Raw genomic sequence first — 19542 nt, forward strand, 5'->3', positions numbered from 1 at the left:
TTCTTGTGGAGAATATCGGAGTCGAACCGATGACCTCCTGCGTGCAAGGCAGGCGCTCTAGCCAGCTGAGCTAATCCCCCATAGATATAGATATTTGTGTTATCTGCTTCCATTGGGTTGTGGATAACGCAACCTCTATAATTTCCTTTTAAACCCTTAATGTATTAGTAGTCCCGGGCAGACTCGAACTGCCGACCCCTACATTATCAGTGTAGTACTCTAACCAGCTGAGCTACGAGACTCTGTATACTTAAGTGTTGTTTTTTGAACTAACAGCGAGAGTAAAGTATTAATTACTAATTTTTTCTCTAGAAAGGAGGTGTTCCAGCCGCACCTTCCGGTACGGCTACCTTGTTACGACTTAGCCCTAGTTACCAGTTTTACCCTAGGCAGCTCCTTGCGGTCACCGACTTCAGGTACCCCCAGCTTCCATGGCTTGACGGGCGGTGTGTACAAGGCCCGGGAACGTATTCACCGGATCATGGCTGATATCCGATTACTAGCGATTCCAGCTTCATGGAGTCGAGTTGCAGACTCCAATCCGAACTGTGATCAGCTTTTGAGATTCGCATCCTGTCGCCAGGTAGCTGCTTTCTGTACTGACCATTGTAGCACGTGTGTAGCCCAGGACGTAAGGGCCGTGATGATTTGACGTCATCCCCACCTTCCTCACGGTTTGCACCGGCAGTCTTGCTAGAGTTCCCGACATTACTCGCTGGTAACTAACAATAGGGGTTGCGCTCGTTATAGGACTTAACCTGACACCTCACGGCACGAGCTGACGACAACCATGCAGCACCTTGTAAATTGTCCGAAGAAAAGTCTGTTTCCAAACCTGTCAATCTACATTTAAGCCCTGGTAAGGTTCCTCGCGTATCATCGAATTAAACCACATGCTCCACCGCTTGTGCGGGCCCCCGTCAATTCCTTTGAGTTTCATTCTTGCGAACGTACTCCCCAGGTGGGATACTTATCACTTTCGCTTAGCCACTCAGTCCGAAAACCGAACAGCTAGTATCCATCGTTTACGGCGTGGACTACCAGGGTATCTAATCCTGTTCGCTCCCCACGCTTTCGTTCATCAGCGTCAATAAGTACGTAGTAACCTGCCTTCGCAATTGGTATTCCATGTAATATCTAAGCATTTCACCGCTACACTACATATTCTAGTTACTTCCATACTATTCAAGTCAAACAGTATCAATGGCCGGGTCTTAGTTAAGCTAAGAAATTTCACCACTGACTTATCCAACCGCCTACGAACCCTTTAAACCCAATAATTCCGGATAACGCTCGGATCCTCCGTATTACCGCGGCTGCTGGCACGGAGTTAGCCGATCCTTATTCTTACAGTACCGTCAAATCACTACACGTAGCGAGGTTTCTTCCTGTACAAAAGCAGTTTACAATCCATAGGACCGTCATCCTGCACGCGGCATGGCTGGTTCAGAGTTGCCTCCATTGACCAATATTCCTCACTGCTGCCTCCCGTAGGAGTCTGGTCCGTGTCTCAGTACCAGTGTGGGGGATCTCCCTCTCAGGACCCCTAATCATCGTTGCCTTGGTATGCCGTTACCACACCAACTAGCTAATGATACGCATGCCCATCTTCTACCGATAAATCTTTATTAATCAAATGATGCCATCCAATTAAACCATGGAGCATTAATCCGAATTTCTTCGGGCTATTCCCCTGTAGAAGGTAGGTTGCATACGCGTTACTCACCCGTGCGCCGGTCTCTATTAAGCAAGCTCAATATACCCCTCGACTTGCATGTGTTAGGCCTGCCGCTAGCGTTCATCCTGAGCCAGGATCAAACTCTTCATCGTATATTTTTAATTTCGTTAATTAGCAAGTTAATTCAAATGTAAACATTTGCCTTACTCTCTTAATTTTTGCTGTCAATCCAATATGTCTATGAACGTGTCTTCTTATTTATAATCCCACTTGTGTTTCAAAGCGAGTGCAAAAGTATAACCTTTATTTTTATAAAGCAAATTAAATTTACTCTTTTTTTATAAAGTTATAATTTTTACGATATGTAAGTAGATAAAAAAATCCTTGCTGGAAATCAGCAAGGATTTCAAAAGAAAGGCGGTGTCATACTCTCCCACTGGTTAGCAGTACCATCTGCGCTAGCGGGCTTAACTTCTCTGTTCGAAATGGGAAGAGGTGAGCCCCGCTGCAATAACCACCTTAAATCGGTTGTTACCCTACGGATAACTAATATTTTTATATTAAGTTACTTAACTTTATACTATACAGTACTTTTTGATTTGAATCTATTATCCAATTTATTGCTTAGAAAGTTGCCCTCTCCCTGAATTTAATCAGGGAGAGATACACATAAGCTTACGGGTTATTAGTACTACTCGACTTTGACATTACTGTCTTTACATCTATAGCCTATCAACGTGGTCATCTTCCACGACCCTTTAAAGAAATCTCATCTTGTGGTGGGTTTCGCACTTATATGCTTTCAGCGCTTATCCCTTCCCAACGTAGCTACTCTGCGATGCCCCTGGCGAGACAACAGATGCACTAGAGGTTGGTCCAAATCGGTCCTCTCGTACTAGAATCAGATCCACTCAAATTTCTAACGCCCACAGTAGATAGAGACCGAACTGTCTCACGACGTTCTGAACCCAGCTCGCGTGCCACTTTAATGGGCGAACAGCCCAACCCTTGGGACCTTCTCCAGCCCCAGGATGTGACGAGCCGACATCGAGGTGCCAAACCCCCCCGTCGATATGAGCTCTTGGGGGAGATCAGCCTGTTATCCCCGGCGTACCTTTTATCCTTTGAGCGATGGCCCTTCCATGCGGAACCACCGGATCACTATGCTCTACTTTCGTACCTGATCGACTTGTTTGTCTCTCAGTCAAGCTCCCTTATACCATTGCACTCTACGCACGGTTACCAAGCGTGCTGAGGGAACCTTTAGAAGCCTCCGTTACTCTTTTGGAGGCGACCACCCCAGTCAAACTACCCACCAAGCAATGTCCTTCCTTACGGAAGTTAGATCTCAAATAAGCAAAGGGTGGTATTTCAACAATGACTCCACAACGCCTAGCGACGCCACTTCAAAGTCTCCCACCTATCCTACACATCACTTATCCAAGAACAATACTAAGCTATAGTAAAGGTGCACAGGGTCTTTTCGTCCCACTGCGGGTAATCGGCATCTTCACCGATACTACAATTTCACCGAGCTCATGGCTGAGACAGTGTCCAGATCGTTACACCATTCGTGCAGGTCGGAACTTACCCGACAAGGAATTTCGCTACCTTAGGACCGTTATAGTTACGGCCGCCGTTTACTGGGGCTTCAATTCAATGCTTCTCAACAATTACTCACCGATAACATCTCCTCTTAACCTTCCAGCACCGGGCAGGTGTCAGGCCCTATACTTCATCTTACGATTTTGCAGAGCCCTGTGTTTTTGATAAACAGTCGCCTGGACCTTTTCACTGCGGCCAGCTTGCGCTGGCGACCTTTCTCCCGAAGTTACAGGTCTATTTTGCCTAGTTCCTTAGCCATGAATCTCTCGAGCGCCTTAGGATACTCTCCTCGACTACCTGTGTCGGTTTACGGTACGGGTACTTATAACCTAAGTTTAGAAGCTTTTCTTGACAGCCCTTAGGCACACTATCTCTTCGTCCGTAGACTCCGAGTACTATCGCATTTCTCCAAGTCCGACGCATTTTACTATCAGACCTATAGGTACGTGCTTCAACGAACTATTCCGTCAGTTCGCGGTGCTTTCATCACTGTGTCACTCCATCACTGTTATAAGTAGTACGGGAATATTAACCCGTTGGCCATCGACGTCCCCCTTCGGGTGTGCCTTAGGTCCCGACTAACCCTCAGCTGATTAGCATAGCTGAGGAAACCTTAGTCTTACGGCGTGCGGGTTTCTCGCCCGCATTATCGTTACTTATGCCTACATTTTCTTTTCTAAAAGGTCCAGCAATTCTCACAAATCACCTTCAACCCCGTTAGAATGCTCCCCTACCACTCACGCATTAAGCGTAAATCCATAGCTTCGGTAGTATACTTATGCCCGATTATTATCCATGCTCGATCGCTCGACTAGTGAGCTGTTACGCACTCTTTAAATGAATGGCTGCTTCCAAGCCAACATCCTAGCTGTCTGGGCAATCAAACCGCGTTTTTTCAACTTAGCATACATTTGGGGACCTTAGCTGATGGTCTGGGTTCTTTCCCTCTCGGACATGGACCTTAGCACCCATGCCCTCACTGATAATTATCATTACTTAGCATTCGGAGTTTGTCAGGAATTGGTAGGCGGTGAAGCCCCCGCATCCAATCAGTAGCTCTACCTCTAAGTAACTATCGATTATCGCTGCACCTAAATGCATTTCGGGGAGTACGAGCTATTTCCGAGTTTGATTGGCCTTTCACCCCTACCCACAGGTCATCCGAAAACTTTTCAGCGTTAAACGGTTCGGTCCTCCATTTAGTGTTACCTAAACTTCAACCTGCCCATGGGTAGATCACACGGTTTCGCGTCTACCACTACTGACTAAAGCGCCCTATTAAGACTCGCTTTCGCTACGGATCCAGACCTGAAGTCCTTATCCTTGCCAGCAACGGTAACTCGTAGGCTCATTATGCAAAAGGCACGCCGTCACCCAACGAATGGGCTCCGACCGCTTGTAGGCGTATGGTTTCAGGATCTATTTCACTCCGTTATTCACGGTTCTTTTCACCTTTCCCTCACGGTACTGGTTCACTATCGGTCTCTCAGGAGTATTTAGCCTTGGCGGATGGTCCCGCCGGATTCAATCAAGGTTTCACGTGCCCCGACCTACTCAGGATACCACTATTCTTATCTTCTCTTACTTGTACGGGACTATCACCCTCTTTGGTTTACCTTTCCAGGTAATTCTAATTAAATCCGCAAGAAATATCGTGGTCCTACAACCCCAATATTGCCGTAACAACATTGGTTTGGGCTATTCCGCGTTCGCTCGCCACTACTTGCGGAATCACTTTTGTTTTCTTCTCCTCTGCCTACTTAGATGTTTCAGTTCAGCAGGTTCGCCTCCTATTAGGATAATATGTCTTCAACATACTGGGTTGCCCCATTCGGATATCTACGGATCAAGTCGTGTGTGCCGATCCCCGTAGCTTTTCGCAGCTTATCACGTCCTTCTTCGCCTCTGAGAGCCTAGGCATTCCCCATACGCCCTTATTTTGCTTATGTGCTTACAATTCTTTCGAATCGTACTTTCTATAAATTTTATTATTTTTGATTCTTTTCTAACTGTATTAGTTAAGTATCTCAATATGTCAATGATCGTTGTGGCAATCATAACTGATAAGTATATCAGCTTTGACTTATGCCGTTGTGGAGAATATCGGAGTCGAACCGATGACCTCCTGCGTGCAAGGCAGGCGCTCTAGCCAGCTGAGCTAATCCCCCATAGATATAGATATTTGTGTTATCTGCTTCCATTGGGTTGTGGATAACGCAACCTCTATAATTTCCTTTTAAACCCTTAATGTATTAGTAGTCCCGGGCAGACTCGAACTGCCGACCCCTACATTATCAGTGTAGTACTCTAACCAGCTGAGCTACGAGACTCTGTATACTTAAGTGTTGTTTTTTGAACTAACAGCGAGAGTAAAGTATTAATTACTAATTTTTTCTCTAGAAAGGAGGTGTTCCAGCCGCACCTTCCGGTACGGCTACCTTGTTACGACTTAGCCCTAGTTACCAGTTTTACCCTAGGCAGCTCCTTGCGGTCACCGACTTCAGGTACCCCCAGCTTCCATGGCTTGACGGGCGGTGTGTACAAGGCCCGGGAACGTATTCACCGGATCATGGCTGATATCCGATTACTAGCGATTCCAGCTTCATGGAGTCGAGTTGCAGACTCCAATCCGAACTGTGATCAGCTTTTGAGATTCGCATCCTGTCGCCAGGTAGCTGCTTTCTGTACTGACCATTGTAGCACGTGTGTAGCCCAGGACGTAAGGGCCGTGATGATTTGACGTCATCCCCACCTTCCTCACGGTTTGCACCGGCAGTCTTGCTAGAGTTCCCGACATTACTCGCTGGTAACTAACAATAGGGGTTGCGCTCGTTATAGGACTTAACCTGACACCTCACGGCACGAGCTGACGACAACCATGCAGCACCTTGTAAATTGTCCGAAGAAAAGTCTGTTTCCAAACCTGTCAATCTACATTTAAGCCCTGGTAAGGTTCCTCGCGTATCATCGAATTAAACCACATGCTCCACCGCTTGTGCGGGCCCCCGTCAATTCCTTTGAGTTTCATTCTTGCGAACGTACTCCCCAGGTGGGATACTTATCACTTTCGCTTAGCCACTCAGTCCGAAAACCGAACAGCTAGTATCCATCGTTTACGGCGTGGACTACCAGGGTATCTAATCCTGTTCGCTCCCCACGCTTTCGTTCATCAGCGTCAATAAGTACGTAGTAACCTGCCTTCGCAATTGGTATTCCATGTAATATCTAAGCATTTCACCGCTACACTACATATTCTAGTTACTTCCATACTATTCAAGTCAAACAGTATCAATGGCCGGGTCTTAGTTAAGCTAAGAAATTTCACCACTGACTTATCCAACCGCCTACGAACCCTTTAAACCCAATAATTCCGGATAACGCTCGGATCCTCCGTATTACCGCGGCTGCTGGCACGGAGTTAGCCGATCCTTATTCTTACAGTACCGTCAAATCACTACACGTAGCGAGGTTTCTTCCTGTACAAAAGCAGTTTACAATCCATAGGACCGTCATCCTGCACGCGGCATGGCTGGTTCAGAGTTGCCTCCATTGACCAATATTCCTCACTGCTGCCTCCCGTAGGAGTCTGGTCCGTGTCTCAGTACCAGTGTGGGGGATCTCCCTCTCAGGACCCCTAATCATCGTTGCCTTGGTATGCCGTTACCACACCAACTAGCTAATGATACGCATGCCCATCTTCTACCGATAAATCTTTATTAATCAAATGATGCCATCCAATTAAACCATGGAGCATTAATCCGAATTTCTTCGGGCTATTCCCCTGTAGAAGGTAGGTTGCATACGCGTTACTCACCCGTGCGCCGGTCTCTATTAAGCAAGCTCAATATACCCCTCGACTTGCATGTGTTAGGCCTGCCGCTAGCGTTCATCCTGAGCCAGGATCAAACTCTTCATCGTATATTTTTAATTTCGTTAATTAGCAAGTTAATTCAAATGTAAACATTTGCCTTACTCTCTTAATTTTTGCTGTCAATCCAATATGTCTATGAACGTGTCTTCTTAGTTTTTAATCTCACTTGTGTTTCAAAGCGAGTGCAAAAGTAAATAACTTTTTTGATTTAGCAAAACTTTTTTAAAATAAATTTCAATTTGTTTTTGTCGCTAAACCACCGTATTTACTGAAGCGGACTGCAAAGATACAACCTTATTTTTTACTTATCCAAATTTAATTTCTTATTTTTTTTAAAGCGAAATAACGTTACTTTTCTATCTTTACTCCTTCACTATTTGTGTATGATCGTCTGCTGTAATGCGGATGCAAAAGTAGCATCTTTTTCGCTATTTCCAAACTTCAAAACACCTTTTTTGAAAGGTTTTTTATAACGTGTTGTTATGTTGCTTCTTACCTCTGAAAGTTTTTTTCTTTTTTGTTTTTATTGGTTCAAATAGGTCTGACTTCTTTAGTAAAGTAAACACTCTATATATAGGTATACTATTATATGTATTCTAATCCTCTCCCTATATATAGTACAAAGTTATCTATATCACTTCTATACGTGTTGTAAAGCGGTTACTTTGACATCATTTGCTATCAAATGACATCATATGCACTATAAACGCTGTCCCACTTTTTTCTATATTTAATATAACATACTGATTTTCACAATCAATACATTATCTTAAATGAAGATTGTTCGGAGATACACCAGAGATGAGTCGTAGATACCTCGCCTAAAGGCCTTTTTCGCGAACCATCTACGGCTTATCTACGAGCTATCTACGACTAAGCACCACGCCAAACTATTATAAAACAGTCTGAAACCCAGTATTTACAAGCTATTCAGAGTGTAAATCTTGTAAAAAAGCTCTTATTAGAACTTCGTAAAAACCTTTTTCACTACTAATAATCACCATACTATTAGCTATTTGTACTACTTACCATCATAAAACCAAGCAAGAGGTCCTGTACTAACGCCAAACAAAAAAGCCACTTAACGCAAGTGTTAAGTGGCTTTTTTGTTTTTATATTATATAATATCGCTTATTTCTTAGCTAATTTAAACCTCACCTTCTCACCTGCAGCATCAATCTTCATTAAATAAATACCTGTTGCCAATTCACTAATATCAATTACAGCGCGATTTGTAGCTCTAACATTAACCGATTTTACCAACTTATTAGACAAATCATAAATATCAACTTGTGAAAACTTAAATATCTTACCCTTAGCGATCTCGATACTAAACACGTCCTTTATAGGATTAGGCCATATAATAAAATCATTTTCAGACACAAGTGATTCAACAACTTCCCCACTTATCCCCTTCATTTCATCATTACTCACAAGTAAAGAAAAATCTTGACGACCTGTCTGTAGCTCTCCTTTATGAGAAACAACAATCTCATATACTCCAGCTTCAGCATTATCTATTTCTATTTTTTCAACATTATCCACATCATTATCCCCTTTCACAGCTCTTAAGTCGTTATAATTTTTATTTAATAACCAAGGAAAATACGCAACACCATCCTTATAAACTCTTAAATCCAAATCATTTACTAAGGCTTTTGCTTGTCGATTTGTTCTAAAATCATAATGAGGAGAATCTTGTTCAACATCAGTCCACACTAACGTAACAATCAAACTATTAGTGTTTTCTGTCAAAATAAACTTCTGTTTAAACTCCCCTTCATTCAATAATAGTCTTTCCTCTATTATAGCATTTTCACCAAGAGAATTAATCATTAAATCAACTCCTTTTTTCGCATTAATCACCCCCCATCCAATCTGATTATTAGGCGATTTTTGTCTTAAATAATCTGCCGAATGCACCATAACTCCCTTCATTGTAGCTGCTTTATAAGGAAACTGTCTATTTTCAATAGCCCATTGTTGCCATAATGTCAAAATTCCAGAAACAACAGGAGCAGCCATAGAAGTTCCACTCATTTTAGCATACCTTATGATACTTGGTTCTGCAGTCAAAGGCTCAGGATTAGCGTATCCAGAAGAAATCACACGAACACCATTAGCAGCTATATCAGGCTTAATTCTAAAATCACAAGAAGGTCCGAAACTACTAAAATCCGCTACTTCATTTGTACCTACCTCATTTACACCAGTCGCAGCAACAACAATTACATTTTTAGCATTAGCTGTACCCAACAATAAATCATCTCCATGCTTTGACTCATTTACTAAATCAAATTCCAAACGATCATTACCTGCAGAAACTACGGATTGAAAATAAGGATAAGTATAAGCTACTCTATCAAATTTAGATGCCTCTTTATTATAAACCCCAAAATAATTAACAGGAACAAGGGGGATAAGATCCTCATCAACTGCCGCTAAACCATAAGAATGATTAGAAACTAATAAGCCTTCTTTAGCCATTGCGACCATTTCAGATGCATCATTAATCCAATCAAAACTTACAACCATAGCATTTGGTACCATACCTTTTGCTTTATTAAATACACCTTTTGCTTTAATTGTTCCAACAACGTGAGTTGCGTGATTTCGCGATTTTTGATTAGCCTTTAATTCCTTCTCAGTCATATTTTCTAAAGAAGATATAGCATCACCAAGCTTTACCTCGCTTACTCCATTAACAATAAACTCTCTATGTATATCTAAAGCAACTTGTCCATCCCACACACCAACAATCATATTCTGACCATCCAGTGTAATTCCTAAATCCTCTTTAATAGCCTCAACTTGATTTACTCTTCTTGATTCAAGGTTGCTTGTTGTATAATACAAGGGAAAACCATCTTCAGAAATTCTTTTAATCTGAAAAACACGTCCATCACTAAAAACACCTTTCTCTTCTCGCTTACTCCTCTTTAAAAATTCAGAAATTTTTTCTCTATCCCTTTTATCTTCACTTTGAAATTTAGAAATAAGCAATTTCCCTTGCTCCGTATCATAAGATAAAGCTAATTCTTTTCGAACAGTAGCATTTTGTGCACTAACAGATAAGGTAAAAAACGATAAAAATAAGATAGAGTGAATTCTTTTCATTTAAAAAAGTTGACAATTATAAGTGTTTAAAAACAGTAAACAACTAATATAGTAATAGATGATTTAAAAAGATAATCTTTTATCTAAAAACTATTTAGCAGACAAAAGTACTACAAAATACCAATATGATTGCTAAAATCAAGTAATCATATCCGAAAAGGTTATATATTTTCTATATTTGAAACAACTAACAATTACCCTTAACAAATATGAAAGTTAAAAATGCAGTTATTGGTGTTGTTGCAGGAGCGTCATTATTCTCGATTTCTTGTAACAAGACTAAATCTGATGCTACAGAAACAGTAGATTGGAATGAAAACAATGCTTTCTTTGCAGAAAGTACACTACCTTATTTTACAGCAGACTTTGACAAAATCAAGAACAAAGACTTCAAACCTGCTTTATTAGAAGGAATGCGCCGTCAAATGGAAGAAATTGACAAAATATGCGCTAATACAGAAGAACCAACTTTTGCCAATACTTTAGAGGCTTTAGAGCGTTCAAGCGACTTATTTGACCGCGTTAGCTCAGTATTCTTCTTATTAACAGGAGCACATACAAACGATGAACTAAAAGCAGTTAATGCTGAATTAGCACCTAAGTTTGCAAGTCATAGTGATGGTATTTACTTAAATGATGCCTTATTCCAACGCATTAAAAAGTTACACGACAATCAAGCGGCATTAAACTTAAATGAAGAACAAGCTCGTTTATTAGATGTTTACTATGAAAACTTTGAAAAAGCAGGAGCTAATTTAAGTGCTGAAGACAAAGAAAAATTAAAACAATTAAACCAAGACATTGCTACATTAAACAATGACTTTGGCGATAAATTATTAGCAGCTACAAAAGAAGGTGGTGTTAAATTCACAAAAGAAGAATTAGCAGGTTTAAGTGACGAAGAATTAGAGTCTATCAAACAAGCAGACGGAAGTTATTTAATTCCACTTAACAACACAACACAGCAACCCGATTTAGACAAGCTAACAAATAAAGAGTCAAGAAAAAAACTATTTGAACAAGCGTGGATACGTGCTGAAAAAGGAGATACAAACGATACAAGAGCTACAATCATTACTTTAGCAAAGAAAAGAGCTGAAAAAGCTAAGTTAATGGGCTTTGCTAATTATGCAGAATGGAGTTTACAAGGAACAATGGCAAGCACACCTGCAAATGCTATTCAAATCCTAAAAGACCTTAGTCCATATGCTGTTGGCAGTGCTAAAGAAGAAGCAAAAGATATTCAAGCTTTAATCAACAAAGAAGCTGATCCGTTTACGCTTACAGCAGCAGATTGGAATTACTACGCTGAAAAAATCAGAGAAGATAAATTTGCTTTAAACCAAAATGAGTTAAAACCATACTTTGAAATGAACGCTGTATTAGAAGACGGTGTTTTCTTTATGGCAAAACAACTTTACGGTCTAACATTTAAAGAACGCAAAGACATTCCGGTTTGGCAAGAAGACGTAAAAGTATATGAAGTATTCAATGAAGACGGAAGTCAAGTAGGATTATTCTATACAGACTACTACCAAAGAGACTCTAAACGCGGAGGAGCTTGGATGAGCAATATCGTAGGACAATCAAAATTACTTAACCGTTTGCCAGTAATTTATAACGTAGGTAACTTCCCTAAGCCAGCAGCAGGACAACCTACATTATTATCACAAGATAACGTAATTACAATGTTCCACGAATTTGGACACGCTATACACGGATTTTTTGCAAACCAAACGTACCCAACATTATCAGGTACAAATGTATCTCGTGACTTTGTAGAGTTCCCTTCACAATTCCACGAGCACTTTGCTTTTGAACCTTCCGTTTTAAAGAACTACGCTAAGCACTATAAAACAGGAGAAGTAATTCCACAAGCATTAGTAGATAAAATGAAAAATGCAGCTACCTTTAATAAAGGTTATAGTATGACTGAGTTATTAGGAGCTTCATTACTTGATATGGAATGGCATACAATTAGTGTTGATGCTGAAATTACTGATGCTATCGCTTTTGAACAAGCAGCTTTGAAAAAATATGGATTAGACCTTGCTACAGTTCCGCCAAGATACCGTTCTACTTATTTCAACCACATTTTTGCAGGAGGATATGCTGCAGGATATTACTCTTACAAATGGTCAGAAATGTTAGACTTTGACGCTTACGCGTGGTTAGAACAAAATGGAGGAATGACGCGTGCAAACGGACAAGTCTTAAGAGACAAAGTATTCTCAAGAGGAAACTCTGAACCGTTAGACAAGTTATACAAAGACTTCAGAGGTAAAAACCCAAGCATAGACGCTTTATTGCACTATTCTGGATTTACAAAATAAAAAAATCAAAAAGGGCTAATCTCAACAGATTAGCCCTTTTTTACTACTCAGTAATTATCGGCAACGATTAAGCCTTTTATACTTACTAAAAACAGAAAAACTCTATTTAGTTAATAAGCTTTCAAGCACATCTAATCGTGCTTTCAAAATATTCACTTCGTCTTGCATTTTATCTAATGCTCCTTGTTGTTCAATAGTATGTAAATATAATTCTTCAATCTTCTCTAATTGTTGAATTGATAATTCGGTAAAATCAATTAAATACCTTCCATCTTCAGTACGTTCAATATCAGAAATCTTAGTTACTCCTGGCAAGTGATTATACTTTTCAATGAAATCTTTCACATAATCTAAAGACTTAAATTCATATGTTAAATTTAAATCAGTTGAACCTGTAAAGTACTTTTCAAATACGTAATCTGCAAACACAGAGTTTGCAGAGAAAAATTTACCTGAAACAAGCACATCTCCATCAACAGAAAGCTTAGTATTTGTTGCCTTTGAATTTGTCAACAAAGTATTTCCTCCAATTGCAACACTTCCCCTATGTGCTATTTCAGCAGCATCTTCTGTTGCAACAACTTCCGTTCCTTGATTTAACCAAGGATTCTTGCCTTTATCTGTCACAACTTTCTCAATTTCAGTAATCACTTTCTCTTCTTTGATAATCTCGGGAAATGTATTGATTACATCTTGTGTAACAGTAATTTTTGTAGACGCCACCTTGCCTGTCTCATCTGTGTAGCTATACTCTATATAATTCTTAGCATCTCTACCTTGACTTAAACCTGTTAGCGTCTCCGCAAATTTTACATTCTCTGTATCCTTTCCATTGTTAAAGGTAAAACCTGCTTTAACTCCTGATTCATTTACTGTTTCATTTGTTAAACTCGCTACAAACGTATTTTCCTTGATTATCTCTGTTATGTTGATCTCTTTAACACTATCTCCTTCTTTCACCACAAAAATAATATCACCCTCTTTCTCTATTACCTTAACATCTCCTGTTGTATTGGTAATGAACTCCTCTAAGATTGTTTTGTTATCATTGATGATTGTCTCAAAGTCATTACTAACATCTTGTGATACTGTTATAAATCGCTCTGTTCCCAACTCGTCTATATACTTGTAGTACGTAAACTTAGCATCTGCATCTGTTACATTGGCAATAGCTCCTTTGACAAAACGATTCGCAGTGGTTACTGTCTCTGTGAAAGTAACTACATCTTTACCTGCTTCTTTAGTGTCAATACTCAATCCTTTTCCTGTAGTAGCTGTTTTAGAAACGGCTGTTACAGATGTGTACTTCTGATTGTCTTTAACAAACTCTCCTAAGTCGATTGTCTCTGTTCCATTTTCTGTAACATAAGTAATCTTATAGTTATCTCCTTCTTTGACAATAGAAATATCTGATCGCTTGTCTGTGATAATCTTTTCTATCTCGCGGATTACTTCTGAATCTTTGATAATCTCAGGAAACGTATTGATTACATCTTGTGTAACAGTAATTTTTGTAGACGCCGCCTTGCCTGTCTCATCTGTGTAGCTATACTCTATATAATTCTTAGCATCTCTACCTTGACTTAAACCTGTTAACGTCTCCGCAAATTTTACATTCTCTGTATCCTTTCCATTGTTAAAGGTAAAACCTGCTTTAACTCCTGATTCATTTACTGTTTCATTTGTTAAACTCGCTACAAACGTATTTTCCTTGATTATCTCTGTGATATTGATCTCTTTAACACTATCTCCTTCTTTCACCACAAAAATAATATCACCCTCTTTCTCTATTACCTTAACATCACCTGTTGTATTGGTAATGAACTCCTCTAAGATTGTTTTGTTATCATTGATGATTGTCTCAAAGTCATTACTAACATCTTGTGATACTGTTATAAATCGCTCTGTTCCCAACTCGTCTATATACTTGTAGTACGTAAACTTAGCATCTACATCTGTTACATTGGCAATAGCTCCTTTGACAAAACGATTCGCAGTGGTCACTGTCTCTGTGAAAGTAATTACATCTTTACCTGCTTCTTTAGTGTCAATAGTCAATCCTTTTCCTGTAGTAGCTGTTTTAGAAACGGCTGTTACAGATGTGTACTTCTGATTGTCTTTAACAAACTCTCCTAAGTCGATTGTCTCTGTTCCATTTTCTGTAACATAAGTAATCTTATAGTTATCTCCTTCTTTGACAATAGAAATATCTGATCGCTTGTCTGTGATAATCTTTTCTATCTCGCGGATTACTTCTGAATCTTTGATAATCTCAGGAAACGTATTGATTACATCTTGTGTAACAGTAATTTTTGTAGACGCCGCCTTACCTGTCTCATCTGTGTAGCTATACTCTATATAATTCTTAGCATCTCTACCTTGACTTAAACCTGTTAGCGTCTCCGCAAATTTTACATTCTCTGTATCCTTTCCATTGTTAAAGGTAAAACCTGCTTTAACTCCTGATTCATTTACTGTTTCATTTGTTAAACTCGCTACAAACGTATTTTCCTTGATTATCTCTGTGATGTTAATCTCTTTAACACTATCTCCTTCTTTCACCACAAAAATAATATCACCCTCTTTCTCTATTACCTTAACATCACCTGTTGTATTGGTAATGAACTCCTCTAAGATTGTTTTGTTATCATTGATGATTGTCTCAAAGTCATTACTAACATCTTGTGATACTGTTATAAATCGCTCTGTTCCCAACTCGTCTATATACTTGTAGTACGTAAACTTAGCATCTGCATCTGTTACATTGGCAATAGCTCTTTTGACAAAACGATTCGCAGTGGTTACTGTCTCTGTGAAAGTAACTACATCTTTACCTGCTTCTTTAGTGTCAATACTCAATCCTTTTCCTGTAGTAGCTGTTTTAGAAACGGCTGTTACAGATGTGTACTTCTGATTGTCTTTAACAAATTCTCCTAAGTTAATCTCAACCTTATCACCATTCTCATTTAAATAATAGAACTTATTATTTTCATAAAAAACATTACCATACTCTCCTTTTAATTGGTTGATAATTTTCGTTATGAATTCTTTTTTAGTAGTTATTTTTTCAATAAAAAAACTATTTTCTGTTAGCTCCGTTATAAAAAATTGATTATTAACTAATTCAGTCACAAACTTGTCACTTTTAGCAATCTCTTCAACTGCCAATTTCACTGTCTCACCATCAGAGTCAGTAATTACTAATTCATCTTTTATCAACTTAAAAGAAACATTCTTAGTATTAAAATCTTTCCAATCAATCTCAACTTTATCACCATTATCATTTAGGTAATAGAACTTATTATTTTCATAAATAACATTACCGAATTTGTCCTTTAATTGATCAACTAAATAATTAATAACAGTTTCTGAATGAAATATATCCTCAATATGATTGATAATTTCCTGTATTAAATGGATTTCATATTTCTGATTTACTTCATTTTCATAAACAAAAACACCTTTCTTTGTTTTATGAGGTAATAAAGTAGAAGGTAACTGCAATTCAATTAAAGGTATAGAAACAATTGAACCATTCGAATCTTGTAAATGTAGAATTCCTTCTTTGTCAACACTCAAAGATTCATTTCTATTTACATCAAAATCAATTGTATCATCTCCTAATCTTATCCACCCTTCCTTTCTATCGTTTCCATACTCTCCCCAATAGTAATATCCAGGCGTCAAGACATTCCCAATACTTGTTGTATTAAAAACTAATAATCCTATTTTAGGACTTCTCCCTTCAATCACATCACGATCAGATAAACTTTTTAGTTCAATCTGTGGAATTAACAACCCCTTATTGGAGGAATTCAGTTCTAAAATGGACGAAATGTGAGGTTCTTTCGTCCCAATACCAACTTGTGCATAAATTGCGAAATTACACACAAAAAATAAAATTAACAGTATTTTTCTTCTCATATTAGTTAGTATATTAATTTATAGACAATATTATTGATTATTCTTAAACAAAAATACAAATTATAACATCTAACAAAATACTTGCAATTATTTTTACGAAAAACCTAATAGTCAAATAGTTAAAACACATAAAACTTATTAAATAATTACCTAAAACACTATTTCATAAAGATAAGCTCATTATTTTTTAGTAAAAACACAACATTATATCTAATAAAAAAACACTTTTTAACGCAACTAAATGCAACAGAACGTCAAGTTTAACATTTACGAATCTTTTTGTTATTAAAAATAAAAACAAGCTCCACTTTTCTTGTCATAGATTAAGTTTAAAATAAAAACATCCTCCTTACATTTGCCCTATCAATACAATATGAATCACAAAAAAATAAAAATGAAAATAGTAGCATTCGCAGCAAGTAATAGTTCAAAATCAATCAACTTAGAATTGATTAAAGCAGTTTCTAAACAATTTGGAGAACACGAAGTAGAAATCTTAAACCTAAACGATTTTGAAATGCCAATTTATTCGCAAGACAGAAATGAGGCTGGCATTCCTCAATTAGCTTTAGACTTCAACAAACACATTCAAGAAAGTGATGCCTTAATTATTAGTTTAGCTGAACACAACGGAAGTTTCAGTACAGCATTTAAAAACATATTTGATTGGGGATCAAGAGCAGAAATGAAGTTTTTCCAAGAAAAACCAATGTTATTGTTATCTACATCACCAGGAGCAAGAGGAGGACAAACAGTAATGGAAAGTGCAAAAGGCGTATTCCCTTACTTTGGAGCTAATATTAAAAACACATTTAGCTTTCCAAGCTTTTACGACAACTTCAAAGACGGAGAAATTGTAAATGAAACATTAAAACAACAAGTAGATGAAGTAATTGCTAATTTCAAAAGCAATCTATCTTAAATAAAAACACTATTTAAAACTAAAAAAGCCTAAAATGAGTCATTCATTTTAGGCTTTTTTTAGCTTAACAGGCTATCTAACAACTCTTCTACATTTGTATTTGTAAAAACAGTATCATTTACTAAGTGTATAGCATACTTTTGCTCCTCTACGCGTTCTACATAAACAATATGATGAATATTAATTAGATATTGCCTGCCATCAGAAGCTTTAATTCGAATAAAAGGGTTTGTCATTATTTATTAATTTACATACTTGGTAATATTTTCACTATATCTTTTATGTTGTTTTCAGAAAAAACACATTCGACAACATCTCCTGAAACAAGCCATACTTTCAATTTTACAGTCTGACTATCAATACTTGTTACAGCATAAGAAATAATATATCTAAAAGGAATAACCCTATACTCAACAGCCTTACCAGCACGTAGATAACTTAGATAAAGTTGGCTATACCCTGTGGCAAAATAACCATCTACCCCACGGTAACAATTCTTTAACCTATAAAAGGAAATATGTTTTGTAAAATGTTCTTTTACTCGTTTTGAATCTTCCTTTTTAAGTCCATTTATAATGTATTCATTTTCTTGCATCTTTACTCACTTTACTTTTCACTAAAAATACATAAAAAAGAATAGTATGCAATACTATTTTTTCTATAAACTGCACATTCACAAATAATTTATACAATACACTCCTTTCAGAAATAAGCACTGAATATAGCGTTAAACTTAATCCAATCCCCTTCCCCTTTTTTTATAAACCTAATCTTTTGCTTACCTTTGCATCCTCTAAGTCCTTAGATACCATAAAGACAAGTATCCTTTCTTATGTCTTTATACAAAACACTAAAAACAGCATAATTACAACTACAATGTTATAGGAAGTCACTCCTATCACACCCTATTAATAGTTATAATAAACAATATAAAATGAAAGACAATTTCTTTGTAAACTTATTTGTACAAGAAAGTAAAACCTTATTTAAACTAAAACACAGTGAACGATTATGGCACATTCCGTTAATGGCAATGTTAGCCACTGGAATCCCTTTGTTAACCGGATGGTACTTTAACAACCTACAAGCAGGATTATTAGCTTGTTTGGCTGGATTAGTAATTTTATACCTTCCTTCTAATATTCCAACACCACAGCGAATGCTTACAATGCTTGTTTGTTCATTCGGGTTCATGTTATCCTTTGCTGTTGGTATTACCTTTAGTTTCAACTTTGTTATTTCCTCTATTGCCTTTGGTATATTTGTAACCGCTGTGCAATGGGTAAACCTGTATTTTAATACCCGACCACCCGGAAGTTACTTTTTTATTATGGTGGCTTCTATGTCAAGTAATATGCCGTTTAACTTAGCTTCTATCCCAACCCGACTTGGCTATGTTGTTATGGGAACTATGTTTGCTTGTACATTGGCTATGATCTACAGTTTAATTGTAGGTAAAAAATACAACAGTAAAACTACGGCCCCATTGATTGTTCCAGTACCAATCAAGAAACAAGTCGATTACTTAATTCACTCTTTGATAGTTGGAGCCTTTATGTTTATTTCACTACTTACAGGACATTTACTGAAACTAAACAACCCATATTGGATACCCGCTTCCTGTGCTGCTATTATGCAAGGAATATCGCTTTATCACGTATGGCAAAGAGCACTACAACGTATTACGGGGACATTTATAGGGTTGGGACTGTGTTGGCTTTTGATTTCTATTTCAGACTCGCCTTTATACATCTGTATATGCATCATGGTATTACAGTTCATCATTGAAATGTTTGTTACGCGAAACTACGCTGTAGCTGTGATATTTATTACCGCTCTAACCGTACTTTTAGCCGATGCAGCTAACCCACTAATCAGTACGCCAAATGCCTTAATTACAGCCCGCTTTTTAGACATCGTTATTGGAAGTATCATTGGAGGAATTGGTGGATGGTTTATTCACCACGAATATTTAAGAAAACAAACCAGAGATGGTATAAGAAACACAAGGTTGCAATTACTTAAAAAAATGCGCCGACAAGAACGTATATAATAAAAAATCCCACTGCAAACACAGTGGGATTTTTTATTA

The 19542-nt window shown here is 37.9% G+C and carries 7 protein-coding genes, 4 tRNA genes and 4 rRNA genes; 3 read left to right on the forward strand and 12 right to left on the reverse strand.

What is annotated here, in order from left to right; all coding sequences use genetic code 11:
- Positions 1–6: 6 nt before the first annotated feature.
- The 9 genes from GQS07_RS13390 to GQS07_RS13430 form a co-directional block, all read right to left on the reverse strand.
- Positions 7–80 (reverse strand) — tRNA-Ala (locus tag GQS07_RS13390).
- Between the two features lie 88 nt (positions 81–168).
- Positions 169–242 (reverse strand) — tRNA-Ile (locus GQS07_RS13395).
- Between the two features lie 70 nt (positions 243–312).
- Positions 313–1830 (reverse strand): 16S ribosomal RNA (locus GQS07_RS13400).
- Between the two features lie 260 nt (positions 1831–2090).
- A 5S ribosomal RNA gene (gene rrf, locus GQS07_RS13405) occupies positions 2091–2200 on the reverse strand.
- A 143-nt stretch (positions 2201–2343) separates the two neighbouring features.
- A 23S ribosomal RNA gene (locus tag GQS07_RS13410) occupies positions 2344–5232 on the reverse strand.
- A gap of 145 nt (positions 5233–5377) precedes the next feature.
- Positions 5378–5451 (reverse strand) — tRNA-Ala (locus GQS07_RS13415).
- Positions 5452–5539: 88 nt separating this feature from the next.
- Positions 5540–5613: transfer RNA gene (locus GQS07_RS13420), tRNA-Ile, on the reverse strand.
- A gap of 70 nt (positions 5614–5683) precedes the next feature.
- Positions 5684–7201: ribosomal RNA gene (locus GQS07_RS13425) — 16S ribosomal RNA — on the reverse strand.
- Together the 16S, 23S and 5S rRNA genes with 4 tRNA genes alongside form the textbook arrangement of a ribosomal RNA operon.
- Before the next feature lie 1084 nt (positions 7202–8285).
- The gene (locus GQS07_RS13430) at positions 8286–10271 is read right to left on the reverse strand and encodes a S8 family serine peptidase (protein ID WP_158211258.1); all 1986 of its coding nucleotides are present in this window, start codon (positions 10269–10271) and stop codon (positions 8286–8288) included.
- A 209-nt stretch (positions 10272–10480) separates the two neighbouring features.
- On the opposite strand from GQS07_RS13430, the gene GQS07_RS13435 reads away from it, so the two are divergent.
- Complete coding sequence (locus GQS07_RS13435; RefSeq protein WP_158211259.1) at positions 10481–12604, forward strand: M3 family metallopeptidase; 2124 nt, start codon at positions 10481–10483, stop codon at positions 12602–12604.
- 102 nt (positions 12605–12706) lie between these two features.
- Here GQS07_RS13435 and GQS07_RS13440 read toward each other — a convergent pair whose 3' ends face one another.
- Positions 12707–16528, reverse strand: a complete 3822-nt coding sequence (locus tag GQS07_RS13440; RefSeq protein ID WP_158211260.1) for a hypothetical protein — start codon at positions 16526–16528, stop codon at positions 12707–12709.
- A gap of 394 nt (positions 16529–16922) precedes the next feature.
- Between GQS07_RS13440 and GQS07_RS13445 the strand changes: the two genes are divergently transcribed.
- Positions 16923–17450 (forward strand): NADPH-dependent FMN reductase, encoded by a 528-nt coding sequence (locus GQS07_RS13445; RefSeq protein ID WP_158211261.1) that lies wholly within the window; start codon positions 16923–16925, stop codon positions 17448–17450.
- A 59-nt stretch (positions 17451–17509) separates the two neighbouring features.
- Here GQS07_RS13445 and GQS07_RS13450 read toward each other — a convergent pair whose 3' ends face one another.
- Positions 17510–17686, reverse strand: coding sequence for a hypothetical protein (locus GQS07_RS13450; protein ID WP_158211262.1), 177 nt, complete (start codon positions 17684–17686; stop codon positions 17510–17512).
- 11 nt (positions 17687–17697) lie between these two features.
- Entirely contained in the window at positions 17698–18045 is a 348-nt protein-coding gene (locus GQS07_RS13455; RefSeq protein WP_158211263.1) for a hypothetical protein, read from the reverse strand.
- 339 nt (positions 18046–18384) lie between these two features.
- On the opposite strand from GQS07_RS13455, the gene GQS07_RS13460 reads away from it, so the two are divergent.
- Positions 18385–19503 carry an FUSC family protein gene (locus GQS07_RS13460; protein ID WP_158211264.1) on the forward strand — a complete coding sequence of 373 codons (1119 nt, stop codon included), beginning with the start codon at positions 18385–18387 and terminating at the stop codon, positions 19501–19503.
- Positions 19504–19542: the final 39 nt, after the last annotated feature.

The sequence above is a fragment of the Myroides phaeus genome (assembly GCF_009799805.1).
Lineage (GTDB): Bacteria > Bacteroidota > Bacteroidia > Flavobacteriales > Flavobacteriaceae > Flavobacterium > Flavobacterium phaeum_A.